The organism is Pseudomonas sp. HMSC063H08 (assembly GCF_001813645.1).
GTDB lineage: Bacteria > Pseudomonadota > Gammaproteobacteria > Pseudomonadales > Pseudomonadaceae > Pseudomonas > Pseudomonas aeruginosa.
In genome coordinates this window covers 1-24,326 of sequence record NZ_KV813474.1, presented here as the reverse complement: position 1 = coordinate 24,326, position 24,326 = coordinate 1, and the positions used below count along the sequence as shown (strand labels likewise).

Below are 24,326 nucleotides of genomic sequence, written 5' to 3'. Positions count from 1 at the left end.
CAGCCGTTGCAGTGGAACATCGGCAAGGTCCAGAGGTACACCGGGTGCTGGCCCATGGACCAGGTCATCTGGTTGCCCAGCGCGTTCAGGTAGGCGCCGCGGTGATGGTAGACCACGCCCTTGGGGTTGCCGGTGGTGCCCGAGGTGTAGTTCAGCGAGATCGCCTGCCACTCGTCCCGGGGCCATTCCCAGGCGAACTGCGGGTCGCCCTCGGCGAGCAGCGCCTCGTAGTCCAGTTCGCCAACCGGGCGGCCTTCGCCATACTCGGGGTCGTTGACGTCGACCACCAGCGGCGGGTGGTCGAGCATACCGATGGCGGCATGGATCACCTCGTGGAATTCGTAGTCGGTGATCAGCACCTTGGCTTCGCCGTGTTGCAGCATGAAGGCGATGGCTTCGGCGTCGAGGCGGACGTTGAGGGTGTTCAGCACCGCGCCGATCATCGGCACGCCATAGTGCGCCTCGAGCATCTCGGGGATGTTCGGCAGCATCACCGCCACCGTGTCGCCCTGGCCGATGCCGCGCCCGGCCAGGGCCGAGGCCAGGCGTCGGCAGCGTTGGTAGGTCTGCGCCCAGTCGCGGCGGATGTTGCCGTGGATCACCGCGGGGTAGTGCGGATAGACGCTGGCGGTGCGCTCGATGAAGCTCAGCGGCGTCAGGGCGATGTGGTTGACGGCGGCGGGCGCGAGACCCTGTTCGAAGATCGACATGAAGAGTACCCCGTGGCTGATTGTTAGCTCTGTTCTGGGTAAGGGTCACGATCTGCCGCGCGCGGAGAGACTGCGTCGAAAACGGCTGGTTTCTCTGGCTCGGCAGATCGTGAACAGCTTCCAAGGACCAGGCGAAGCGCTCCTTGGGTTGGGGCGATTTATAGCAACGATGAAAAATATATGGAAGTTAAACCATAAGCTTATAGTATAAATACCATATAAGTTCCCAGGATCATCTTCCGCCCATGAGTCCGCTTCCCGCTTCGCCTGCCCTCAACAGCCTCCTGCGCCTGCTGCGCGAGGGCGCGCCGCTGGTCGAGCGGGTCGGTGCGCTGCGCCGCTTGCTGCTCGAACATCCGGGTACGCGCCAGGCCTGGTACCTGGCCTGGCAGCCGCAGGCGCAGACCTATACCCCGGTGCCGCCGTCGCCGGCGCTGCCGCCGGGTGCCGGCGAGCCGAACCGGGCCAGCGACCTGGCGTTGCGCGAGCGCCTGGCGCGCGACGGCCGGCTGGCGCTGGACGAATTGCGGCGTTCCGCGTCCTGGCTCGGCGCGCGCTTGCGGCGTGCCGGCGTGGAGCATGGCATGGCCTTCGCCCTCGACCTGCAGGCCGGCGACGAAGGCCTGCTGCTGGTGGCCAGCGATACGCCGCAGAGCGCCGCGCTGGACTGGCTCGGCCTGCTCCTCGCACCGTTGCTCGCCGCCGCCCGTGGCGTCACCCGCGCCGCGCCGTTCCTCGCCGCCGACCCGCAGCCGGCACTGCTGCTCGACGGCGAGGCGCAGGCAGTGGAATTCAACCAGGCTTTCCTTGCCTTGCTTGGCGAGCGGCCGCGCGAGGCCTGGCGCGCCTTCCTCCCAGCCAACCATGGGCAACTGGTGCGCGCCAGCCTGGGGCAGGCGCGGGCCCTCGGCGAGGTGGAGGCGGAGTGCGACGGGCGCATCCTGCTCTGGCAGTTCATTCCCGACAGCGCCGAGGCCCGGGTGCTGGCGCGCTGCCGCGACGCCACCGCCAGCCTGCGCGGCGAGCGCGAGGCGGCGCGGGCCAGCCGGCTGTACCGGCTGATCACCGAGAACACCACCGACCTGATTTCCCGGCATACCCTCGACGGCATTTTCCTCGACGCCTCGCCGGCCTCCTGGACCCTGCTCGGCTACTGGCCGGAGGAACTGCGCGGGCGTCCGGCGCAGGCGTTGTTCCACCCCCAGGACCGCGGCCAGGTGGCGCTGCGCGCGCGCGAAGCGCTGGAGCAGGACGGCTACCTGACCATCACCTACCGTATCCGCCACCGCGACGGCCGCTACCGCTGGTTCGAGACCGCCAGCCGGGCGATCCGCGAGACCTACACCGGGGCGGTGGTGGAGGTGGTCAGCGTGTCCCGCGATGTCACCCGGCGGGTCGAGGCGGAGGAGAACCGCCGGCGCCTGGCCGAAGTGGTCGAGGCGAACACCGACCTGGTGCTGTTCGTCGAGCATGGCGGCCGCGTCACCTACCTCAATCCTTCGGCACGTGCCGCCCTCGGCATCGCCGACGGGCAGGAGGCGCCGGCACTGGAACGCCTGCTGGCCGGCGACACTCCTGCGCGGTTGGCCGAAGAGGGTTGGCGACAGGCGCGCGATGGCGGCGTTTGGAGCCGCGAGGGGCGCCTGCAACCGCAGGACGGGCGTCCGTCGCTGCCGGTCTCGCTGGTGTTGCTGGCCCATCGCGGCCGCGGCGAGGAGCGCTATTACTCGCTGGTGGCCCGCGACATGACCGAACGCGAACTGCGCGAGGCTCAGCAGCGCCGTCACCAGGACGAACTGGCGCACACTGCGCGGCTGGTCACTCTCGGCGAACTGGCCTCGGGCATCGCCCACGAGATCAACCAGCCGCTGGCGGCGGTGATGAACTACGCCAGCGCCAGCCAGCGTTACCTGGCCGTCCTCGGCAGCCAGCCCGAGGCCGCCGGGCGGGTGGCCGAGGGGCTGGCGCGGATCGGCGAGCACGCCGGCCACGCGGCGGAGGTGATCAAGCGCCTGCGCGGCTTCCTGCGCAAGGGCCAGCGGCGCCTGCAGGCGCTCGACCTCAACCAGGTGGCACGCGAGGCCATCGGCCTCTGCGCCTGGGAAGCCGGGCACTGGCAAGTGGCGGTGGAAGAAGCGATGACCGACAATCCGCCGCCGCTGTATGCCGACCGCGTGCTGCTCGAACAGGTGTTCCTCAATCTGCTGCGCAACGCCATCGAAGCCAACCGCGAGGCGCATCCCGGCTCGCCGTCGCGGGTCGTCATCGGTAGCCGCGTCGAGCCCGGCGGGCTGCTCTGCCTGTGGGTTCGCGACCAGGGACCGGGAGTGCCGGCGGATCAGCTGGAACACATTTTCACGCCGTTCCACACCAGCAAGCCGGAAGGGCTGGGCCTGGGCCTGTCGATGAGCCGCAGCATCGTCGAGGGCTTCGGCGGCACCCTCGAAGCCGAGCTGCCGGCGGATGGCGGGTTGCTCATGAACTGCCGGCTGCCGCTCGCCGCCGGCGCCACGGGAGGTTAAGGATGGCTATGCCTGACGAAGCGCTGGTCTACGTGGTCGACGACGACCAGGGCATGCTCGAATCGACGGTCTGGCTGCTGGAATCGGTCGGTCTCAAGGCACGGCCCTTCACCCAGGGCCGGGACTTCCTCGACGCCTGCGAGGGCGGCCGCCATGCCTGCGTCCTGCTCGACGTGCGGATGCCCGGCATGGGCGGGCTGAACGTGCAGGACGAACTGCTGGCGCGCGGCATCGACCTGCCGGTGATCTTCGTCAGCGGCCATGCCGACGTGCCCATCGTGGTGCGCGCCTTCAAGGCCGGGGCGGTGGATTTCATCGAGAAACCCTACAACGAACAATTGCTGCTCGACAGCGTGCAGCAGGCCCTCGATCGCCACGCCCGTCGGCGCCGGCACCGCGATCTCGACGCCGGGTTGCGCGAACGCCTGGACAGCCTCACCCCGCGCGAGCGCGACGTGCTCTTGCCGCTGGTGCGCGGCTATACCAGCCGCGAGGTGGCCGAGCAACTGGAAGTCAGCGTGAAGACCGTCGACCTCTACCGCGCGCGGGTGATGAAGCGCATGCAGGCCCAGACCCTGCCGGAGCTGGTGGGCATGGCCATCGCCGCCGGGCTGGTGGACCCGCTGCGCTTGCGCGAGGACGCCTGAGGGCTCAGCCGCGCGGAGCCTCCAGGGACGGCGACCGCACCGGCTGATAGGAACGCTCGCCGCCCAGGGCTTCCGGCGTACGGCTGCTGCCCTGCAGGGCGGTGTCGAAGACCCCGGCGAAGCGCTGGCGATCCTCCAGGCTGGTGGCCAGCGCATGGCCATAGGAGACGATCGCCTGGTTCACCGGGAAGCGTTCGGCCTGGTAGCCGGCCAGGGCATCCTCCAGCGCGCAGGCGTCGCGCAAGGCCAGGTCGAGGGCGTCGGCCAGGGCGCTGGCGTCCTCGATGGCCAGGTTCATGCCCTGGCCGGTGATCGGATGCACGTTGTGGATGGCGTCGCCGAGCATCGCCACGTTGTCCGCCCAGTAGCGGTCCAGGTTCAGGTAGCCGATGGGGATGCCCTTGAAGCGCGAAGTGCCGGTGACGGCGGCGATCGCCTCGGCGCTCTCGTCGCCGACGAAGCGTTGCAGGCGCCGGCGCAGCGACTCGCCGCAGGTGTCGGCCATCAGCTCGCGCGACTCTTCCCTGGGGAAGCTCACCACCAGTCGCGCGCGGTCGAAACCGATCGGGTAGAAATAGGCCAGCCCGCCCTGCGAGTCCACGTACAGCCGGTTGCGCTCGGCCACGCAGGGGGCCAGGGCGAAGGTGCCGACCAGCATCGGCGACGGGTAGGGGTGGCGCTCCACCTCGATATCGAGCAGCCGGCGGCGCACGTAGGAGGCGATACCGTCGGCGCCCACCACCACCCGCGGACGCAGCACGCGGCCGTCGTTCAGGCGCACCTGGTCGATCGCGTGGCGCTCGTCGCGCTGCACCGCTTCGATGCGGGTCTCGAACAGCATCTCGACGGTCGCTTCGCCGTCGATCTTTTCCAGTACCAGGCGGCGCAGCGACTCGCAGGGCATGAGGATGAAATAGCCGCGCGCGTCGACGCTGGAATAGTTGAAATAGCGAAGCAGCTCGCCGTCGTGATAGACCTCCAGCTCATGGCGGACCCGCCCGCCGCGACGGGTCACCTCGGCCAACAACCCGGCCGCCTCGACCACCCGGATGCCGGCCGGCTTGAGCAGGTCGGCGCCGTTGATCGCGCGTTCGCGCCGTGCCTGCTCCACTACCACCACGCGGTGGCCCTGGCGGCCGAGCAGGTAGGCGAGCATCGCCCCGCCGATGCCGCAGCCGTTGATCAGTACATCGATATGGTTGTCCGTCATGGATGAGTCTCCGTGTCGTTCCTGGCGGAAAAGGGAAGGGTGGAGGCAGCAGCATAGCGACGGAACGTTATGCAGAATGGGTGTTGTCTGCACTTGGTCGCCTGTCCGGCCCGGTTGTCCGGTCTCGCCGCCAGGCGGGAGTGCCGGCCCTTGCGGGCCGGACAGCTTCAGGAAGCGTCGATCCAGATGGTCTTCAACTCGGTGTACTGGTCGTGTGCCCAGACCGACTTGTCGCGACCGCCGAAGCCTGACTCCTTGTAGCCGCCGAAGGGCGTCGAGGCGTCGCCCTCGCCGAAGCAGTTGACGGTGACGATCCCCGCGCGGATCTCCCGCGACAGGCGCAGTGCGTGGCGCAGGCTGCCGGTGTAGGCCGAGGCGGCGAGGCCGTAGACGGTGTCGTTGGCCAGGGCGATGGCTTCGTCGATGTCGTCGAAAGAGGTGACCGAGAGCAGCGGGCCGAAGATTTCCTCGCGGAACAGCCGGCTGTGCGGCGAGACGCCATCGACCACGGTCGGCTCGACGAAGATGCCAGCCTCGGTGGCGCCGCCGAAGCGCACCGCCAGCCGCTCCGTCCTGGCCTGGTCGAGGTACGCGCGGACCTTCTCGAAGTGCGCCGGGCTGACCAGCGCGCCGAGGCGATTACGCGGATCCAGCGGGTCGCCCATGCGCCACTCGCGGAGCTGCGCGCCGATGCGTTCGAGCAGCGCCTCGTGGACCTCGGCATGGACGATCAGCCGCGAGGACGCCGAGCAGTTCTCACCCATGTTCCAGAACGCGCCGTTGACCACGTGTTGCGCCACCAGGTCGAGGTCCTCGACATCGTTCATCACCACCGCCGGGTTCTTGCCGCCGCACTCCAGTACCACCCGCTTGAGGTTGGACTCGGCGGCGTACTTGAGGAACAGGCGGCCGGTCGCGGTGGAGCCGGTGAAGCTGACCATCGCCACGTCCGGGTGGCGGCCCAGCGGTTCGCCGGCCTCGCGGCCGCCGCCGGGGACCACGTTGAACACCCCGGCGGGGATCCCCGCCTGGCTGGCCAGTTCGGCGACGCGCAGGGCGGTCAGGCTGGTCTCGGGGGCCGGCTTGACCACTACGGAGCAGCCTGCCGCCAGCGCCGGGCCGATCTTCCAGGCGAGCATCAGCAGCGGGAAGTTCCACGGCAGCACCAGGCCGACCACGCCGATCGGCTCGCGCACCACCATGGCCAGCGCCGCCGAACCGACCGGGGCGGTGCTGTCGTAGATCTTGTCGATCAGTTCGGCATGCCAGCGCAGGGTATTGATGGTTTCCGGCAGGTCGGTGTGCTGGCATTCGCGGATCGGCTTGCCGCTGTCGAGGCTCTCCATCACCGCCAGTTCCAGCAGGTGCTCTTCCAGCAGCTCGGCCAGGCGCAGCAGCGCCGCCTTGCGCTCGGCGGGCGTGCGCGAGCGCCAGCGGCCGTCCTCGAACGCCCGCCGCGCGCTGGCCACGGCGTGCCCGACGTCCTCCGCGTCGCAGGCGGCGACCTGCGCCAGCAGCTCGCCGGTGGCCGGGTTGGTCGAGGCGAAGGTGCGGCCGCCGCAGGCATCGCGGAACCCTCCGTCGATGAAGGCGCGCTGGGGAAGGTCCAGCGTCGCGGCGATGGCCGCGTATTCCTCCCGGCTCAGCAGCTCAGTCATGGCGGCCACCCTCGACGATCCGCGCGACCTCGCCCTTGAGCCTGGCGACGATCTCCGCCAGTGCCGCCTTGCCGGCCTCGTCCAGCGCCTTCAGCGGCGCACGTACGCCGCCGGCGCGCAGGCCGGCCAGCTCGCAGCCGTGCTTGATCGACTGGACGAAGTGACCGCTTTCGAGAAAGTCCATCAGCGGCATCATCGCCGCCATGATGCGCCGGCCCTTGGCGAAGTCGTTCTCGACCACGCAGGCCTGGTACAGGGCGAGGTGTTCGCCAGGGATGAAGTTGGAGCCGGCGCAGACCCAACTGCGCGCGCCCCAGGCGAAGAACTCCAGGGCCTGGTCGTCCCAGCCGCAGGACAAGGCGATCCGCGGGTGGCGGCAGGCCAGGCGGTGCAATTGCGCGGTGGAGCCGGAGCTTTCCTTGATCGCGACGATGTTGCGGCAGCCGGCGACGGCGGCGAAGAACGCCTCGTCCATCTCCACGCCCATCCGCGCCGGATAGTTGTAGAGCATGATCGGCAGGCCGGCGGCGCGGTCCACCGCCAGCACGTGCTCGGCGATCTCCCGCGAGGTCGGCAGCGCGTAGGGCGGCGAGCCGACCAGGATGGCGTCGGCGCCGATGGCGCGGGCGGCTTCGGCGTAGGCCAGCGAGTCCTCGGTGCGGATCGCGCCGGTTCCCACCACCAGCGGCAGGCGCCCGGCGATGACTTCGCTGGCGTGGGCGGCGAGGGCCAGGCGTTCCTCGGCGGTGTGCGCGTAGTACTCGCCGGTGGAGCCGCCGATCACGATGCCGTGCACCTTCGACTCGACGAGAAACTCCAGGACCTCGGCGAAGGCCTGGGTGTCGATGCTGCCGTCGGCGCTCAGCGGGGTGATGGCGGGGGTATAGATACCTTCGAATTTCACGGGGTTTCCTCCTGTGGGATGCTGGGCCGCGGCGCACCCGGCGGACGCTGCCGCGGCGGGTGGTTCAGGTGAGCGAAGCCGCCTGCTGCAGGTTCAGCGAACGGGTTTCCGGCGCCAGGGCCCAGGTCACGAGCAGCCCGAGCAGGGTCACCAGCGCGGCGGCGTACATGGTCTGGGCGGTACCCAGGGTTTCCAGGGAAAGCGGCACCAGGTAGGTGCCCACCGCGGCGCCGACGCGCGACAACGAGGTGCCGACGCCGACCGCGAAGGCGCGGATCTCGGTGGGGAACAGTTCGTTCGGGTAGACCAGTTGCAGCACCTGGGCGCCGCCGATGAACAGCGCGTAGGCACCGAACAGGCCGAGGATGGTCGCCTCCGAGCCGGCGTGGAAGACGCCCAGCCCGAGCAGCGCCAGGCCGGACCAGAGGAAGCTGTGCAGCAGCATGCAGCGCCGGCCGATGCGGTTGATCAGGCGGGTGGCGATGATGCAGCCGATGACGAACAGCAGGGTGATCGCCACCGAACCGTAGGAGGCCCAGTCGCCCTTCAGGTTCAGCGCCAGCAGCACCTTGGGCGCGAAGGCGTAGACGGCGAACACGGGGATCACCGAGCAGGTCCAGAACAGGGTGACGAAGAGCATGCGCTTGCCGTAGCCGGCGTAGAGCAGGTGCCAGATGGTGACCTTCCGTTCCAGCGCCTGTTCGGGCAGGTTCGCCAGCGAGAAGGCTTCGCCGTAGACCTGGCGGATGACCCGTTCTGCGTCCGCGTCGCGGCCCTTGCTCAGCAGCCAGCGCGGCGACTCGGGGGTGCCGATGCGTAGCAGGAACAGCACGGCGCCGATCGCCGCGGTGCTGGCCAGTACCAGGCGCCAGGCGTCCTCGCCGCCGCTGCGCAGGATCAGGTCGCCGACCAGGTAGGCGAAGGCGGCGCCGGCGAACCAGAGGATGGTCAGGGTGGCCAGGCGCGGTCCGCGATACTTCTTCGGCAGGAACTCCACCAGCAAGGCGGTGGCGACCGGGTACTCGATGCCCACCGCCACGCCGATCAGGAAGCGCAGGACGAACAGCGCCGCCGCCGAGTCGACCCCGTACTGCGCCAGGGAAGCGAGGACGAACAGGCTGGGGCCGACGAAGAACAGCCTGCGGCGGCCCAGGCGGTCGGTCAGCCAGCCGCCGAGGAAACCGCCGAAGAAGATGCCGACCAGCGCCGAGGCGGCGATCATGCCCTGCCAGAAACTGCTCAGTTGCAATGCCGCGGTCATCTGCAGCATCGCCACGCCGATGATGCTCAGCACGTAGCCGTCGACGAAGGAGCCGCCGCCGGAGCGCAGGGTCAACAGCCGGTGGAAGGCGTTGAGGGGTACGTCTTCGATCGAGGTCGTAGGATTTGTCATTATTGTCTCCTGGTTCTAACCGCTGCCGGTGAATTCGGGCCGAGCGAATCCGCGAGGCTGGAACGCTCTCCAGCTCCGGTCTTCAATGGCCGTCTGAATCGAAGTCGGCGCCCGTGGGCGCGTTACTAGGGATGCCTAGCTTTCTCTACCTGCTCGATACTGCCCCCACCTCAGGTTGAGGTTCACGCCAAGGGAAAGGAGTGGTTCGGGTGGATTGCCGCTGGGACCGGGCGCGCGCAGCAGGAAGTCGATCAGCTCGTTGCGTTCGCCCGCCAGCCAGTCGGCTAGCAGCTTCCCGGTGACGGTCCCGCGGGTTACCCCCAGGCCGTTGCAGCACAGGGCGCCATAGACGTTGGGCGCCAGCTCGCCGAAGTGCCCCATGTGGTTCCTCGACAGCGCCAGCGAGCCGCCCCAGGTGTAGTCGAAGCCGACTTCCGGGAGCATCGGGAAGCGCTGGCGGAACGAGGCGCGATGGCGTACGGCGAAGCGCTCAAGGTATTTCCCGGCGCTGCGTCCGTCAGGGTTGAAACTGAAGCTGTTGCGGATCAGCAGACGGTTGTCCGGGGTACGCCTCACCGTGGTGCCGTAAGGGTCGGCCGGGATCAGGCCCCAGTAGGGGCGGCCGCCGAGGCGGGCCTGCTCCTCGGCATCGAGCGGCCGGGTCAGGCTGGCGTAGGTGAAGATCGGCAGCATCCGCCCCTGGAGGAAGCCGAAGCTCATGCCGAAGGCGTTGTTGGCGAGGACCAGGCGGTCGGCCAGGATGCTGCCGTGGGGATGGCTCAGCAGGGTCTTGTCGCCATATTCCACGGCGGTGATCGGTGTGTGTTCGTAGAGGCTGACGTTGCCCGGCAGGCTGTCGGCCAGGCCCTTGACCAGGGCCGAGGGCTGCACCAGCAGGGTACCGGGGGTGAACAGGGCCTTGCGATAGAAAGCGGTGCCGATGTGTCCCGGGAGGTCGTCCGCCTCGATCACCTCGTAGGCCTGGCCGAGCCGATCGAGGCCGCGCCGGTAGGCGTCGAGCACAGCCACGCCGCGCGCCTCGACGGCCGCCTGGTACTTGCCGCAGGCCCTCATCTGGCAGTCGATGGCATGGCGCTGCACCTGTTCGCGGAGCAGCGACTGGCCGGCGAGATTGAGCTTCAGGCCGATCCGGGCGGTCGCTATGTCGCCGATGTAGTCGTCGGCGCCGATGTCGTGGGGCAGGTCGATGGCGAAGCCGGCGTTGCGCCCGGCGGTACCGAAGCCGACTTCCTGGGCCTCGACCAGGACGATCTCCTCGTCGGGAAAATGCAGCGCCAGCTGGCGCGCGGCGGCGAGGCCGGTGAAGCCGGCGCCGACCACCACCCAGCGGGCGGCGCTCCTGCCGTAGTGGGCCGGCTTCGGCCGCCGCGGCGGGCTGAGGTGGTACCAGCCGCAGGAACGGTCGTCGGCCGGGAGGTGGGTTACTTTCGTCATCGCAGGGACCTGACTCTTGTTATTGGAACCCGGTAACCATCCCCTGCGTGACCGCCTCCGCTTCTCGGGCGGGGCCGTGGCGCGGGGGCTCGCTAACCCTCGTAGACCAGCGCCACCTCCACTCCGGCCGGCGCCGCGTACTCGGCCATGCGCCGGCGCGACAGCTCGAAATGCGCACGGACGATGTCCGCCGCCGCATCCGGATCGCGCCGCTGGATGGCATCGACGATCTGGTCGTGCTGGTCGCAGGCGAGTTCCAGGTCGCGTTGCATGTCGTCGGTGGTCGGATGGCGGTAGAAGATCTTGCCCAGCCGCGCATGGTCGATCAGTAAGCGACGCAGGCTGGGCATGAGGTAGTCGTTGTGGGCCATCCTGCCGATCTCCAGGTGGAAGGCGTCGTTGTGGATGACGCGGTTTTCCACATGCTTCTCTTCGATGGCCTTGCGGAAATCTTCCTGGATCGCCTTGAGCGTCTCGATCTCCGCTTCGCTGGCATGGGTGGCCGCCAGTTGCGTGGTGGCGATGTAGATCAGCGGCGCGGCGAGAAAGAAGGCGTGCAGCGAGTCGTGGCTCATGGCCGCGACGCGCGGCGCACGATTGGCTTCCAGTTCGATGTAGCCCTCGGCGGCGATCTGCCGCAGCAGTTCGCGCACCGGCGGGCGCGAGAGGCCGAACTCGTCGCACAGGGCGAGTTCGTCGACGACCGCGCCGGGCGCCAGTTCCATGCTCAGGATCCGCCGGCGCAGCGCATCGCCCAGCACCGCCTTGCGGTCCAAGGGGGCATCGGCGCTGTTCGAGTCGACGTCGGGTTGGGCTTTCATGGAGGCCTTTCTACTTGTCATGGGCTATGTCTACAGTTTGTATAATGACTATAGGATTCTGTTAGACAATATGTCTACAGGTTTTTCGGGGCGTTTCCGTACCGTTCGTCCGCGCTGTTTCCGCTGACGCCGTGGTGTGCGAAAGGGGCAGCCCCCCGAGGGCGTATTTGAGCATATTCCCCCGGCGCGCCAGGGAGGCGCCAAGTTACATGGCTTGCGCATATGATGGAGCGCCCAGGGTTTTCGCCGCGACGGCAGGCGTCGCGGCCCGCTGGCCGGGAACAAGAAGAACAAGAGGCACGAATCGATGGAAAGAAGGCGTTTCAGCGCCGCCCTGCAAGGGCAGAACCTCAGGTTCACCGGGGCCGGGGAGGGGGGCTCGGCACGGGCGCGGGTGGGCTTCCTGCTGCTCGAACACTTTTCCCTGCCGGCCTTCACCCAGGCGCTGGACACCCTGGTGACCGCCAACCTGATCCGCAGCGAGTCCTTCGCGGTGAGCAACTTCAGCCTGAGCGGCGAGCCGGTGACCAGCGACCTCGGGTTGCTGATCTGCCCGGACCTGGCGCTCGCCTCGGCGGCGCGGCAAGGACTCGACCTGCTGGTGGTCTGCGGCGGTTTGCGCACGCCCCTGCGCTCGTCCGCCGCGCTGCGGGAAGCGTTGCAGGACGTGGCGTCGCGCGGCGTCGCCCTGGCCGGGCTGTGGAACGGTGCCTGGTTCCTCGGCGACGCCGGCCTGCTGGATGGCTACCGCTGCTGCATCCATCCCGAGCACCGCGCCGCCCTCGCCGAGATCGCCCGCAACAGCCAGGTGACCAGCGACAGCTACATGGTCGACCGCGACCGCCTGACCGCGGCCAGCCCCACCGGCGCCTTCAACCTGGCGCTGGAGTGGATCGCCCGGCGCCACGGGCGCGACCTGGTGGAGGCGGTGGTGGATATCCTCGCCTTCGAGGAGTCGCGCTACCGGCGGGTGCGCCCGGCCCTGCACGAGAAGATGAGCGAGCCGCTGCGCGAAGTGATCAACCTGATGGCGGCGAATATCGAGGAACCGCTCAGCCAGGAGCAGCTCGCCCACTACGTGGGGCGCTCGCGGCGGCAGATCGAGCGGTTGTTCCAGCAGCAGCTCGGAACCACGCCGGTGCGCTACTACCTGGAGTTGCGGATCACCGAGTGCCGGCGCCTGCTGCAACATTCCGACCTGACCATGCTGGAGGTCCTGGTCGCCTGTGGCTTCGTCTCGCCCAGCCACTTCAGCAAGTGCTACACCGGCTTCTACGGCTACCCGCCGTCGAAAGAAGTGCGCTACGGCAACGTCCGCTCGACGAAATGAGGGCGTTTCGCCGGACGCGGCCGGCATGCTAGAACGGACCTTTCGCCCTGGCCTGCGGAGGTCCTGCGCCATGTCCCAGCCTTTTCTCTGGCGTCGCGTCAACGACTCGTCCGGTTTCGCCGAGCCGCGGGTGTTCATCCGTGTCTACCTGGAACCGGGCAGCATCGATGCGGCCATCGCTTTCTACGAAGACCTGCAGGGCGTCGCCCACGACATGCGCTTCGACTTTCCCGAGAAACGCCTGACACTCGCCGCAGTCGGCGCCTTCCTCCTGCTGGAGGGCAGCGACGAGGCGCTGGCGCCGTTCCGCAGCACCACTGGCACCCTGCTGGTGGACGACATCGAGCCCTATCACCGGCGGTTGCTGGCTGCCGGCGCGCAGATCATTTTCGGGCCGGCGCGCGCGCCCACCGGTGCCTGCTTCAATGCGCTGCTGCCGGACGGCACGGTGGTCGAGTTCGTCCACCACCGGCCGCAGCCGGGCGAGGCCTGAACCTCAGCCGTCGCGCCGGGCGGCGCAATCGTCCATGGCCGCGCCGATCGCCTGTTCGCCGCGGGCCAGCAGCGCTGCGCTGGCGCCGCGGATATCGCGGGCTTCCTTGTTCTGGCTGAGCTTGAACTTGCCGACCAGGCGGGTGATCTCGATTTCGATGCCGACGATCAGCCGGAGCATCTCGTCGATGTAGTCGGCGGGGCCGTCGGTCATTTTCCAGGGCGTTTCCTGGGTCGCCTCGTGGGTGCGGGTCAGGCGCGCCACCAGTCCGCGCACATAGCGTTCGTCGTCGCGGATCCGCACCCGGCCGTGGGCGTGGACCACCCGGTAGTTCCAGGTCGGCACCTGGCGGTGGTGCTCCTGCTTGCTCGGGTACCACTGCGGCGAGATGTAGGCATCGCCGGCGCGGAACACCACCAGCACCTCGTCGCCGTCGCGCAGCTCGCTCCAAACCGGGTTGTTGCGCGCGACATGGGCTTCCAGGGTGCCTTGCGCGCCCTTTGCCGGGCTCAGCTCGAACGGCAGGTGGTTGGCGTCCAGGCCCGCTTCGCCGTGGCTGACCAGCAGGCCCAGCGGATAGTCCCGGATCAGCGCGTGCAGCGCCTGCGGGTCGGACTCTTCGAAATGCGAAGGCAGGTACATGTTCTGTTCTCCTCGGGGACTGGGTCCTTATACGCTGTCGGCGGGTACCGTCGCCACGCACAGCAGGCGCGAGTCGGCGCGCATGCCGGGCATCATCAGGTGCAATTCGTCGAGCAGCAGGCCGCCCGCTTCGTGCAGGGCCGCCAGCGGCATTTCCGGCAGGCTCTCGAGGATGAACCACATGCGCCGGGCGCTGGCATCCAGGCGGGTGCGCACGCCCTGGCGCCAGTTCCAGCGGCGGCAGGTGACGCCGAGGTCGTCGCGCCAGACCACCTCGCCGGGGTCGGGGGATTCGTCGAGCGCCTCGCCGTTCTTCAGGGTGTCGAAGGTCTCGCTGCCGTCGGCGACCACCAGGCGCGGCGGGCCGGCATAGGCGGCGAGATTCTCGCCGCCTATCGGAATGGCGAATTGCACGCTGATGGCGTTGTACAGGTCCACCACCGGGTCGATGCTCGGCAGCCCGCCGTCGCGCAGCGCGCGTTTGCGCAGGGCTTCGGCGGAGCAGGGGGTACGCTGCGGCTTGGCGCCGAAGCGGCGGAACGCCTCGGCCCAGGCTGCCAGGTGCGCCTCGGCCCAGTCCGGTTCGCCACGCGCCAGCGCCTGGCAGGCGCGCTCCATGGCGCGGCCGGCGATTTCCGGACGAACGATCGGCGCCGCCTCGACGGTGAGGCTCAGGGCGCGGAAACCGGGGGCGAGGGCGGCCACCTCGGCGGCGATGACGGGGAGGATCGGGGCGTGCTCGGGCATGGTCGTCTTCAGGGTTCGGTGAGATGGAGGGGGCGGGGCATTCGGCTTGGCCGGCGCGTAAAGCGGTAGGTGGATTTTTACCATCCGGGCTCCGCCCTCACCATGAAATCAGCGAATGAATTATTAGCTGTGCTGATGATCGGGTGGTCGGGTTCAGCTGCGCTAATGACGGGAGCGGCGTTCGCTTGCCGGCGAAGCCGGCGCCAGAGCCTTCCGCCGGCCGGTCGGGGCTGGACAGCGAGGCGCGAGGGGCGCAGTGTTCGAGCGGTCAGAACCGCCACCACCCGAGGTAGAACGCAGATGGCCAAGGCAGCCGATGTGGTTGTGCAATGCCTGGAAAACGAGGGCGTGCAGTACGTCTTCGGAATTCCCGGCGAGGAGAATCTCGACCTGCTGGAGTCCCTGCGCAAGTCGCAGATCCGGCTGGTGCTCACCCGCCACGAACAATCGGCCGGCTTCATGGCCGCCACCTACGGGCGCCTCACCGGCAAGACCGGGGTCAGCCTGTCGACCCTCGGCCCGGGCGCCACCAACCTGGTCACCGCCGGCGCCTACGCCTACCTGGGCGGCATGCCGATGCTGATGATCACCGGGCAGAAGCCGATCAAGAAGTCCAAGCAGGGCCGCTTCCAGATCCTCGACGTGGTCGGCATGATGCAGCCGCTGACCAAGTACACCCACCAACTGGCCTCCGCCGACAACATTCCCTCGCGGGTCCGCGAGGCGTTCCGCCTGGCCGAGGAAGAGAAGCCCGGCGCGGTGCACCTGGAGCTGCCGGAGGACATCGCCGCCGAGCAGACCGACAGCCTGCCCATCCCGCCGAGCCTGAGCCGCCGGCCGCTGGCGGAATACAAGGCGATCTGCGCCGCGGTGGAGAAGCTGCGCGCCGCGCGCAGCCCGATCCTGGTGATCGGCGCCGGGGCCAACCGCAAGATGACCGCCAAGGTCCTCAAGCAACTGATCGACAAGACCGGCATTCCCTTCGTCACCACCCAGATGGGCAAGGGCGTGGTCGACGAGCGTCACCCGCGCTTCCTCGGCAACGCCGCGCTGTCCGCCGGCGACTTCGTGCATCGCGCGGTGGAGGCGGCCGACCTGATCGTCAACGTCGGCCACGACGTGATCGAGAAGCCGCCGTTCTTCATGGTTCGCGGCGGTACCGAGGTGATCCACGTGAACTTCCGTTCCGCCGAGGTGGACCCGGTGTATTTCCCGCAGATCGAAGTGGTGGGCGACATCGCCAACGCCATCTGGCAGATCGGCGAGGCGCTGGACGATACCGCGCACTGGGACTTCACCCGCCTGCTGGCGATCCGCGAGGCCAACGAGGCGCAGGTCGCCGAAGGCGCCGACGACCCGCGCTTCCCGCTCTATCCGCAGCGCCTGGTGGCCGACGTGCGCCGGGCGTTGCCGTCGCAGGGCATCGTCGCCCTGGACAACGGCATGTACAAGATCTGGTTCGCCCGCAACTACAAGGCGCACATGCCCAACACCGTGCTGCTGGACAACGCCCTCGCCACCATGGGCGCCGGCCTGCCCTCGGCGATGGCCGCGCACCTGGTCTACCCGGACCGGCCGATCGTCGCGGTGTGCGGCGATGGCGGCTTCATGATGAACAGCCAGGAACTGGAAACCGCGGTGCGGCTGAAGATGAACCTGACGGTGATCATCCTGCGCGACAACGGCTACGGGATGATCCGCTGGAAGCAATCGAACATGGGCTTCGCCGACTTCGGGCTGGACTACGGCAACCCGGACTTCGTGCGCTACGCCGAGGCCTACGGCGCCCATGGCCACCGGGTCGACAGCGCCGAGGGCTTCCTGCCGCTGCTGGAGCGCTGCCTGGGCACGCCCGGGGTGCATGTGATCGATTGCCCGGTGGATTACTCGGAGAACGACCGCATCCTCAACGTCGAGCTGCGCGAACGCGCCCTGGCGGTCTGAACCGCCGGAGCGTCGCGCCGGCGTGCGTTCCGGCGCGACGGCTCAGAACAGCGACAGGTTGTAGCTGGCGATCAGGCGCACCTCGTCCACGTCGCGCGCCGAGCGCTCGAAGTCGGTGCGGTAGGTGGCGTTGCGCAGGCGCAGGCTGAGGTCCTTGAAGCGGCCGCTCTGCACCACGTACTTCAGCTCGATGTCGCGCTCCCATTCCTTGCCCTCGTCGCCGTTGGCCAGGCGGATATGGTCGCCGTTGACGTAGCGGGTCATGAAGCTCAGGCCGGGCACGCCGACGCTGCGCAGGTCGAAGTCGTAGCGCAGTTGCCAGGAGCGTTCCTCGGGGTTGGCGAAGTCGTTCACCTGCAGGTAGTTGGCCAGGTACGGATTGCTGCCGTCGAGGTAGGGCATCGAGCTGGCGCCGTTCATCCGCTGCCAGCCGGCGCTGAGCGTGTGGCCGCCCTGGGCGTAGGCGAGCAGCAGGCTGAGAGCGCGGTTGTCGATCTTGCCGGCGCGGGCCGCGCCGGCGTCCTCGCTGTCGAACCAGCGCAGGTCGGCGCTCAGCTTGCCGGCGCCGAGCTGCCGCTTGCCCACGGCACCGAGGTAGCGCTGGCGATAGACGTTGCGCAGGCCGCCCTGGGCGTATTGCAACAGCAGGCCGTCGTTGACCTGGTAGTCGAGTTGGTAGGCGTCGAAGCGGTTGCCGGTGGTGTCGCAGGCGTAGCGTTTGTTCTTGCAGTGCAGGCGGATGTCCTGGGCATCGCTGGAGTCCCGCGCGGTGTAGCGCTCCAGGCGGGTGGCGGAGAGCCTGAGCCCGGCGATCTCCTCGCTGGTCAGCTGGGCGCCGTGGAACAGGGTCGGCAGCAGGCGTCCGTCGTTGTATTTCAGCAACGGCATGTCCGGCAGCATCGCCCCGTATCTGAACTGTGTCTGCGAGAAGCGCATCTTGCCGGCGACGCCGGCCTTGGCGTACTGGTCGACCGAGCGACGCGGATCGTGGCCGCTGGAAGGCAGCAGGCCGCTATTGCTGTCCGCGGGGCTGGAGTCGAGCTTGATCCCGAGCATCGCCAGGGTATCCACGCCGAAGCCCAGCGCGCCCTCGGTATAGCCCGAGCGCAGGTCGAGGATGAAGCCCTGCGCGGCTTCCTCGCGCTTGGAGGCGCCCTGCGGGTTGGCCGAGCTGCCGTCGCGGAAGTCGCGGTTGAAGTAGACGGTGCGCGCTTCCAGGCGCGCGCTGCCGTCCTCGAGGAAGGCGGCAGGGGCCGGGGCGACGAATCCGCCGCACAGGGCGAGGGCGCCCAGGCCGCGAAGGGTGCGGGGCGAACGGGGGGAAAACGGGGCGGACATGCGGTGACTCTCGACAGCGGGGGGTAAAAAAACGCGCGAAGGTGTCACAGATGGTCGGCGGGGTCTTTGCGACCTTGGTCTAGCCGAGAAGGCGCGCACGGATCGTCGGCCAGGCAGGCCTCTAGCGGGTCGGACGCAGCGTGCCGAAAGCGACGAAGAATCCTCCGCAGCCCCCTGTGAAACGCTGCCCCGCCCGTGCCAGCCTGATCGTCACGTTTGCGCCAGGATATCCGGAGGCTAGCGCTTCACGCAGACGAACAGGGCATTCCCGGAGCTGCCGGCCCAGGGCGTGATCCGTTCGTAGTCGTGTTCGAAGACCTGCACCTCGAAATGCGTCTGCAACAGGTGCTGCAGCTCGGCGAAGCTGAGGGCGACCATGGGGTGTTCGTCCTCCCAGGTCTGGGTCGTTCCGTCCGTGGTTTTCTCGATACCGAGGCGCAGCGCCTGGCGCTCGCCCTCGCCGCTGTAGTACCAGCCGGAACCGAAGGTGAAGCGGCTGCCTCGATGCTCCACGGAATGGTGGACGAACGAGCGATTGTCGATCTGCCCCTTGTCCACCGTGTTGAAACAGAACACGCCGCCATCCGCCAGTGCGCCATGCACGCTGGCCAGGCATGCGCGCAAGCGCTCCAGCCCTGCGTTGTAGTGGATCGAATAGAGGAAACAGGTGATCAGGTCCAGCGGCTCGTCCACCTGGAAGCCGGCCATGTCCTGCCGGCTGAAGTGCGCTTCGGGGCAGCGCTGTCGGGCGAGGTCGAGCATCGGCTGGTTGATGTCCAGGCCGGCGCTGCGATAGCCGAAATCGAGGAAGTGCCTCACGTGAGGGCCGGTACCGCAGGCCAGGTCCAGGTGCCGCCGGCCCTGGTTGCCGAACAACTGGTGCAGGCGACGCACGCAGTGGCTCTGCGCCTGGTAGTCGATGTCGGCGCACATCAGGTCGTAATAGTGGGACAGGTCGGTGTACAGCGCAGTGGCGGACATGGGCGGCAAGGACCGGCGGCGAAGGGCGCGGCATGGTACCCCAGGCCCGGGCTTTGCCGGCGAAAAAACAGGCACCGGCCGGCGGATCGCGGGCGGACTTCAGTCGAACCGCGGCCAGTCGTCGGCTATCCGGTACCAGCAGGCCATCGACGCGACCTGGACATGCTTCTGTTTCTCCGATGGGAAGGGCGTGTCCAGGCTGCCGAGGGCGACCGATACCCAGTCGGCGAACTTGCCTTCGCTCCTTGACCAGAACAGCGGCGAGCCGCAGCGCGAGCAGAAGCGCCGGAGCACGGCGGGGGAGGAGCTGAACGCGGCGAGCAGGTCGGCGCCGCGGTCGATGTGCAGGTCCGCGACGGGGACGCTGCCATAACTGGCGAATGCCGCCCCATGGGCCTTGCGGCACTGGCTGCAATGACAGTGGGAGAGCGCCCGCGGGGGCGACGACAGGCGGTAGCGCAGCGCGCCGCACAGGCAACTGCCGTGGAAAGTCTGGCTCATCGGAAGGCGTTCCCGGATTCGCAAAGGCGGCGAGTCAAGCAGCCCGCGCCACGCTTGTCGAGCGCCTCCTCCGATCGTGGGCTGTCGGTGCTGGCGTCGATGTCTGCTAGGCTCTGCCGTTTCACCCTAGGAGTATTTCCCCATGGCCCGAGCCACTGCCCGCCACATCCTGGTTTCCAGCGAAGCCAAGTGCAACGAACTGAAAACCGCCATCGAAGGTGGTGCGGATTTCGCCGAAGTCGCCCGCGAGCATTCCACCTGCCCCTCCGGCCGCGACGGCGGCAACCTGGGCTCGTTCGGCCCCGGCCAGATGGTCCGCGAGTTCGACCAGGTGGTCTTCAGCGCGCCGTTGAACGTGGTCCAGGGCCCGGTGAAGACCCAGTTCGGCTACCACCTGCTGGAAGTCACCAGCCGCCAGGACTGAACGTGCGGCGGCGCATAACGCCCCTCTTCCACGCGCCGATCCGGGCGTGGGGCGAATAACCGCTGCACGGGGTAAACGGCGGATAACGCCGTTGGCGTTATGCGCCCTACCTGTCCCGGACCGATGAAGGAAGCTGCACTTCCACGCGCCAATCCGGGTGTGGGGCGAATAACCGCTGCGCGGGATAAACGGCGGATAATGCCGTTGGCACCTGTTCCGGACCGATGAAAGAAGCTGCACTTTCACGCGCCGATCCAGGCGTAGGGCGAATAACCGCTGCGCGGTTATTCGCCGGTGCGCGATCGATAGCCTGGCTGGCCTCAGGGCGCGAAGTAGCGGGAGATCTGCGAATAGACGCCGCTGAAATCGGAGAAGTAGTCATTGCGCTGAGAGGTGGGCGCGCCGCAGTACGAGGGGCCGCCGTACAGGCCACCGCGTAGCTGGTAGGAACCGTCGCCGGCGACGGTCAGCAGGCCCGAGCCGGACGAGCCGCCTTCGACCACCGCCGACGGCCAGTCGACGCGGGTCAGGGCGGTATGCCCGTCGTAGGTGACGCCCACTGCCGAGACGTTGCCCTGCGAGTACTTCTTGGCGTCGCCGCGCGGATGGTGGATGTCATGGCCGAGCGAGCCGTTGGCGATCGGCGTGGCGCTCCAGCCCTGGTAGAACACGCCGGCCGGCGGAGTACGCTTGAGTTCCAGCAGCAGGGTGTCGCGCTTCGCGTCGCGGTGCAGGATATTCGCCCCGCCGGTCAGCACGGTGACGCTCTGGTTGATGGTCGAGGCGTCGCCGTAGCACTGGGTGGTGTTGTAGAACCAGATGGTCTGCAGCGTCGCGGCGGTGGCCTGGTCCTCGATGCAGTGCGCGGCCGACCAGAACAGCTGGCGCTTGGGCGAGTTGCCGTTGTTCAGCAGGGTGCCGGTGCAGATGTAGCTGCCGCCGTCCGCCGAGCTGGTGAAGACCATCTTCGCCACCGCGGCGGTGGCGTTGTCGTAGGCCCGCGTGCCGCTCTGGGTCGCGCAGACCGCATCCACCTCGCAGCTGCCGCTGGCGCCGAAGCCGTCGCGGTAGCCGGCCTTGTACAGGGAGTCGGCGAAATACGATACCTGGGGTACCGACAGGCGCAGGTCGCCCGGTTGCAGGTTGGCCGGCAGCACCAGTTCGACGGTCAGGGTATCGCCCTCGATGACCGGGCTCCAGTAGGGACGGTTGAGCGAGAGGTCCTTGCCGCTGGCCTCGAAGATTTCCTTGCCGGCGCCGGCGAAGTGCAGCAGCACGTCGTCGGGCAGCGAGCCGCTGCGGGTTTCCAGGCGAATCGCGGCGCGCAGGCTGGCGGCCCCCGCGGCGCTGATCGGGAAGCGCGCGGTGTGGCGCCCATCCGGAGTGTCGATCCATTCGAGGGTTGCCAGGTCGATTTCCGGAGTTGCCGTTTTCAGGCCCACGCCTACTTGCAGCGGCGTACCCGGTTTCGGCGCCAGCGGCGCGGCGCGGGCCACGCGGCGGGCGGGGGGCGCGGCGAAGTGGATGCCGGCCGCCGAGGTCGCCGCGTTGGGGTTGGCGAAGCGGGCGTGGCCGGTGCTCGCCGGAGAAGCCTGGAGCACGGCGACGTCGCCAGCCATTTCGCTCGCACCGGGCGCGGCCGAGGCCTGGCTCGCGCCCGCAGCCAGCGCGAGAACCAGGCATGCATTCAGGTACGTTCTCTTATGCATGAATCGACTCCTTCAGTTTGGGGAGGGCAACTTCCTTAATCGTTCGCGTGGCGAAAGATATGCAGGGGTGACGGAGTCGTTCAAATATTTTTTATATTCGTTTCTGCTAGCTATTAAATATGAAGAAGCGTTTATGGATAGCAGAATAGATAGCTATTCCCCTCACTTGTCATTGATGTTGGAGTGCTCTCTCTACCAACTAAAGTTTGGTCTGGAGTGCCGCTATAGAGCCTTCGGCTTGCTTCATAGAGGTGCAGGGTGTAGTGCGCGAGTGCTTTGCTGGTGCATCTATCGATGTGATCGGGTTAACGAAATCCGGATTTTCAAGTTATCCGGTTTGACCAGTCCTTAATATAAGGCTGGGTGAATCTTTCATTCACCGCTTGGAAACCGTTCCGATGTCGGCTTGGTTGAATTCCAGGATATCCGGCTTATGGTCGTATCAGTCATCTTTATAATCGCGGGGCATATATAGAGCCCTGGCCGCTTACCATTACTCCAGGGTTTTCCAGGATACGCCTCCGTCTTTGTTTCAGAGCGGCGGATGCAACGGCGGCGCATGCCGCGCGATCAGTTCGGCGACCCACTCGATGAACACCCGCAGCTTGCCGCTGACGTGGCGGTTCGGCGGGAACGCCAGGTACAGCGGCATCGGCTCCAGGCTCCAGTCCTCGAACAGCGGCAGCAGCTCGCCGCGGGCGAGGGGCTCACGCGCCATGTAGTGCGGCAGCCAGAGGATGCCCAGGCCGGCCAGCCCGGCCGCCAGGTAGGCGTTGCCGTCGTCCACCGCCAGCACATGGCGGCCCGCCACCCGCAGGCTTTCCTCGCCCCTGTGCATGGCGTAGGGCAGGGCCTTGCCGGTGCGCGCCCAGAGGAAGCCGACGATGCGCTGGTGGCTGTCCTCCAGTTCGCGCGGGTGGCTCGGCACGCCGGCGCGCTGCAAGTAGGCCGGTGCCGCGTAGACCCCCAGTTGCAGGTCGCCGACCCGCCGCGCCATCAGCGACTGGTCGCGCAGTTCGCCGCCGCGGATGACGCAATCGACGTTCTCGTCGATCAGGTCGACGAGCCGATCGCTCACGCCCAGGTCGATCTGGATCTCCGGATAGCGCGCATGGAACTCGGGCAACGCCGGGATCAGCAGCAGCCGCGCCAGCGGGCTCGGCACGTCGATCCGGAGACGCCCGCGGGGCGCCAGGGCGGCGCTGGAGAGGCTGGTCTCGGCATCGTCCAGTTCCGCCAGCAGGCGTACCACCCGCTCGTAGTAGGCGGCGCCGTCGGCGGTCAGGTTGAGCTTGCGCGTGGTGCGATTGAGCAGGCGTACCCGCAGCCGCGCTTCCAGTTGCTGGACCAACTGGGTGACGCTGGTGCGGCTCATGTGCAGCGTCTCCGCCGCCTTGGTGAAGCTGCCGGTCTCCACCACACGGGCAAAGGCCTGCATCGCATCGAAACGGTCCATCGGGGCTCCGGGGCGTCGGGGATTGTTTGGATTCTACAAACAGTCATGGCCAGGGTTGCGCGTTTATCCACGGCGCGCACGACCTTACCGTTCTTCCATCGACGATGACGGGGCCGGGAGCCCCAGGATGGAGGTATCGCATGACTGTACGCGACGTGGTTTTCCCCGCCGGCCGCCAGGCCCTCTACGAGCGCAACCGCTATTCCCCGGCGGTCCGCAGCGACGGCCTGCTGTTCGTCTCCGGCCAGGTCGGCAGCCGCGACGACGGCTCTCCCGAACCCGAGCTGGAGACCCAGGTCCGCCGCGCCTTCGACAATCTGAATGCGGTGCTCGCCGCGGCCGGTTGCGGGTTCGACGATGTGCTGGACGTCACCGTGTTCATGGTCGACGCCGAGGCCAACTTCGAGCGCATCTGGAAGATCGTCCCGGAGTACTGGGGCGAGGCGCCGCACCCCACGCTGACGGCGGTGGGGGTGAACTGGCTGTATGGCTTCAGCTTCGAGATCAAGGTGGTGGCGAGGTTGCCGGAGGGGCGAGAAGGAGGGGCGTAGATCGCCCGGATTACTCTCAGACTTTTATATCTGACCACCTGGGTTGCTGGTGGTCAGAGGTATCCACCGCTATTTTTTCCTCGGTTTTCCTGCATCGCTACGTTTGTCACGTATCTGTCCATCTTTATTTCTGGAGCGCGGTTGTTCCCCGCCCCCGGGCTTGGGAACGTTCACATTAGGGTTGATCGGCCTTCTGTCAGTCATTTCTCTTTCCTTGCAATAGACTTGGGTCGGTACCAGCCAATGACCTGGCCGGGGGGCGAGGTCTTCTTCAAGGTAGCCCATGGCCATCTTTTGTCAGAAATGTATAAGAGGCCTATGGGAACTCAACACCTGCCGAGGTGTGAGCCTGCCACGCTACTGTCGTTCCATCACGAACCCTCGTGATCAGGTTTGGCGACCTGAACGACGAAAGGTGTAGCAGCGCCCATGTACCCATTGCAGATGCGCCCCGTGTCTACGATGCTGTGCCGCGGTCGCTGTGCATGGGAGACCCCCGGGTCTGCCGGGCTCCTTTCGTCCTGGTTCGCCAACCTGTGCACAGCGGCCTCCTTGACCGTTTGGCGACGGCAAAAGGCTGCTCCTGATAACGAAAGGAGCTTTACATGTCTGAGTTCGAAGCACTCCCCACCCTTTCCCAGCATTCCTCTGATTCCGATTCCGCCGTCCTCTACCTGCGCCAGGACGCTCCGGCCTACCAGTTGCTGCATGCCGCCGAGTACCGTTTTGGCGCTCTGGCTGAACTCCTCGCGGTGCTCAGCCTGGGTGAGGATAAAGCCGAGGTGCCCGCCGCCTTGCAGCGCTCGGCGCGGGCTTTCCTGCTGTTGGCTTCGGATGCGCGGGGGCTTTATTGCGCCGCAAGGCAATCGCATGAAGCTCACCTGAGACCT

The 24,326-nt window shown here is 67.6% G+C and carries 22 protein-coding genes; 8 read left to right on the top strand and 14 right to left on the bottom strand.

Going from position 1 to position 24,326, the window contains the following annotated elements; genetic code table 11:
- Positions 1-710 (bottom strand): AMP-binding protein (locus HMPREF2924_RS19105; protein ID WP_031759320.1); only part of this gene is annotated, 710 nt, incomplete at its 3' end.
- Positions 711-955: 245 nt separating this feature from the next.
- On the opposite strand from HMPREF2924_RS19105, the gene bfiS reads away from it, so the two are divergent.
- Entirely contained in the window at positions 956-3,232 is a 2,277-nt protein-coding gene (gene bfiS, locus HMPREF2924_RS19100; protein ID WP_003129338.1) for a two-component system sensor histidine kinase BfiS, read from the top strand.
- Positions 3,233-3,234: 2 nt separating this feature from the next.
- Positions 3,235-3,879, top strand: coding sequence for a two-component system response regulator BfiR (gene bfiR, locus HMPREF2924_RS19095; RefSeq protein WP_003129339.1), 645 nt, complete (start codon positions 3,235-3,237; stop codon positions 3,877-3,879).
- Between the two features lie 4 nt (positions 3,880-3,883).
- On the opposite strand, the gene pqsL is transcribed toward bfiR, so the two are convergent.
- The 6 genes from pqsL to HMPREF2924_RS19065 all read right to left on the bottom strand — a co-directional run bounded on the left by pqsL (position 3,884) and on the right by HMPREF2924_RS19065 (position 11,320).
- On the bottom strand, positions 3,884-5,089 hold the full coding sequence (gene pqsL, locus HMPREF2924_RS19090) for an FAD-dependent monooxygenase PqsL (protein ID WP_003093592.1): 1,206 nt from the start codon (positions 5,087-5,089) through the stop codon (positions 3,884-3,886).
- Positions 5,090-5,256: 167 nt separating this feature from the next.
- Complete coding sequence (locus HMPREF2924_RS19085) at positions 5,257-6,747, bottom strand: aldehyde dehydrogenase (RefSeq protein WP_014604043.1); 1,491 nt, start codon at positions 6,745-6,747, stop codon at positions 5,257-5,259.
- The gene (locus HMPREF2924_RS19080; protein WP_003093588.1) at positions 6,740-7,651 is read right to left on the bottom strand and encodes a dihydrodipicolinate synthase family protein; all 912 of its coding nucleotides are present in this window, start codon (positions 7,649-7,651) and stop codon (positions 6,740-6,742) included. Before HMPREF2924_RS19080 ends, HMPREF2924_RS19085 begins: the two co-directional genes overlap by 8 nt.
- Positions 7,652-7,715: 64 nt before the next feature.
- The gene (locus tag HMPREF2924_RS19075) at positions 7,716-9,044 is read right to left on the bottom strand and encodes an MFS transporter (RefSeq protein WP_003129340.1); all 1,329 of its coding nucleotides are present in this window, start codon (positions 9,042-9,044) and stop codon (positions 7,716-7,718) included.
- A 135-nt stretch (positions 9,045-9,179) separates the two neighbouring features.
- A complete protein-coding gene (locus HMPREF2924_RS19070) occupies positions 9,180-10,499 on the bottom strand; it encodes an NAD(P)/FAD-dependent oxidoreductase (protein ID WP_003129341.1) in 1,320 nt (439 codons plus the stop codon).
- Between the two features lie 92 nt (positions 10,500-10,591).
- Complete coding sequence (locus tag HMPREF2924_RS19065; protein WP_003129342.1) at positions 10,592-11,320, bottom strand: GntR family transcriptional regulator; 729 nt, start codon at positions 11,318-11,320, stop codon at positions 10,592-10,594.
- A gap of 307 nt (positions 11,321-11,627) precedes the next feature.
- Between HMPREF2924_RS19065 and HMPREF2924_RS19060 the strand changes: the two genes are divergently transcribed.
- Together HMPREF2924_RS19060 and HMPREF2924_RS19055 are read left to right on the top strand one after the other, a co-directional pair.
- The gene (locus tag HMPREF2924_RS19060; protein WP_023094509.1) at positions 11,628-12,650 is read left to right on the top strand and encodes a GlxA family transcriptional regulator; all 1,023 of its coding nucleotides are present in this window, start codon (positions 11,628-11,630) and stop codon (positions 12,648-12,650) included.
- Between the two features lie 25 nt (positions 12,651-12,675).
- Entirely contained in the window at positions 12,676-13,143 is a 468-nt protein-coding gene (locus tag HMPREF2924_RS19055; protein WP_003118992.1) for a VOC family protein, read from the top strand.
- Between the two features lie 3 nt (positions 13,144-13,146).
- Here HMPREF2924_RS19055 and HMPREF2924_RS19050 read toward each other — a convergent pair whose 3' ends face one another.
- Both HMPREF2924_RS19050 and HMPREF2924_RS19045 read right to left on the bottom strand, forming a co-directional pair.
- Positions 13,147-13,785 (bottom strand): FMN-binding negative transcriptional regulator, encoded by a 639-nt coding sequence (locus HMPREF2924_RS19050; RefSeq protein WP_003112977.1) that lies wholly within the window; start codon positions 13,783-13,785, stop codon positions 13,147-13,149.
- 27 nt (positions 13,786-13,812) lie between these two features.
- Positions 13,813-14,532: a B3/B4 domain-containing protein gene (locus HMPREF2924_RS19045; RefSeq protein ID WP_031690608.1), complete on the bottom strand. Its 720-nt coding sequence runs from the start codon at positions 14,530-14,532 to the stop codon at positions 13,813-13,815.
- A 300-nt stretch (positions 14,533-14,832) separates the two neighbouring features.
- Here HMPREF2924_RS19045 and HMPREF2924_RS19040 point away from each other — a divergent pair, with 300 nt between their 5' ends.
- A complete protein-coding gene (locus HMPREF2924_RS19040) occupies positions 14,833-16,476 on the top strand; it encodes an acetolactate synthase large subunit (RefSeq protein WP_003093568.1) in 1,644 nt (547 codons plus the stop codon).
- A gap of 42 nt (positions 16,477-16,518) precedes the next feature.
- On the opposite strand, the gene HMPREF2924_RS19035 is transcribed toward HMPREF2924_RS19040, so the two are convergent.
- The 3 genes from HMPREF2924_RS19035 to HMPREF2924_RS19025 all read right to left on the bottom strand — a co-directional run bounded on the left by HMPREF2924_RS19035 (position 16,519) and on the right by HMPREF2924_RS19025 (position 19,296).
- Entirely contained in the window at positions 16,519-17,814 is a 1,296-nt protein-coding gene (locus HMPREF2924_RS19035) for an OprD family porin (protein WP_003093566.1), read from the bottom strand.
- Positions 17,815-18,051: 237 nt separating this feature from the next.
- The gene (eftM, locus tag HMPREF2924_RS19030; protein WP_003129346.1) at positions 18,052-18,795 is read right to left on the bottom strand and encodes a class I SAM-dependent methyltransferase EftM; all 744 of its coding nucleotides are present in this window, start codon (positions 18,793-18,795) and stop codon (positions 18,052-18,054) included.
- Between the two features lie 99 nt (positions 18,796-18,894).
- Complete coding sequence (locus tag HMPREF2924_RS19025; RefSeq protein WP_003129347.1) at positions 18,895-19,296, bottom strand: GFA family protein; 402 nt, start codon at positions 19,294-19,296, stop codon at positions 18,895-18,897.
- Positions 19,297-19,438: 142 nt separating this feature from the next.
- Between HMPREF2924_RS19025 and HMPREF2924_RS19020 the strand changes: the two genes are divergently transcribed.
- Positions 19,439-19,720, top strand: a complete 282-nt coding sequence (locus tag HMPREF2924_RS19020; RefSeq protein ID WP_003093561.1) for a peptidylprolyl isomerase — start codon at positions 19,439-19,441, stop codon at positions 19,718-19,720.
- 320 nt (positions 19,721-20,040) lie between these two features.
- On the opposite strand, the gene piv is transcribed toward HMPREF2924_RS19020, so the two are convergent.
- Both piv and HMPREF2924_RS19010 read right to left on the bottom strand, forming a co-directional pair.
- On the bottom strand, positions 20,041-21,429 hold the full coding sequence (gene piv, locus HMPREF2924_RS19015; protein WP_003110541.1) for a protease IV: 1,389 nt from the start codon (positions 21,427-21,429) through the stop codon (positions 20,041-20,043).
- A gap of 532 nt (positions 21,430-21,961) precedes the next feature.
- The gene (locus HMPREF2924_RS19010; RefSeq protein WP_003129354.1) at positions 21,962-22,885 is read right to left on the bottom strand and encodes a LysR family transcriptional regulator; all 924 of its coding nucleotides are present in this window, start codon (positions 22,883-22,885) and stop codon (positions 21,962-21,964) included.
- Positions 22,886-23,025: 140 nt separating this feature from the next.
- On the opposite strand from HMPREF2924_RS19010, the gene HMPREF2924_RS19005 reads away from it, so the two are divergent.
- Both HMPREF2924_RS19005 and HMPREF2924_RS19000 read left to right on the top strand, forming a co-directional pair.
- Positions 23,026-23,436 carry a RidA family protein gene (locus HMPREF2924_RS19005; RefSeq protein WP_003129356.1) on the top strand — a complete coding sequence of 137 codons (411 nt, stop codon included), beginning with the start codon at positions 23,026-23,028 and terminating at the stop codon, positions 23,434-23,436.
- Between the two features lie 605 nt (positions 23,437-24,041).
- The coding region (locus HMPREF2924_RS19000; RefSeq protein ID WP_070700602.1) for a hypothetical protein at positions 24,042-24,326 on the top strand (285 nt) is incomplete at its 3' end.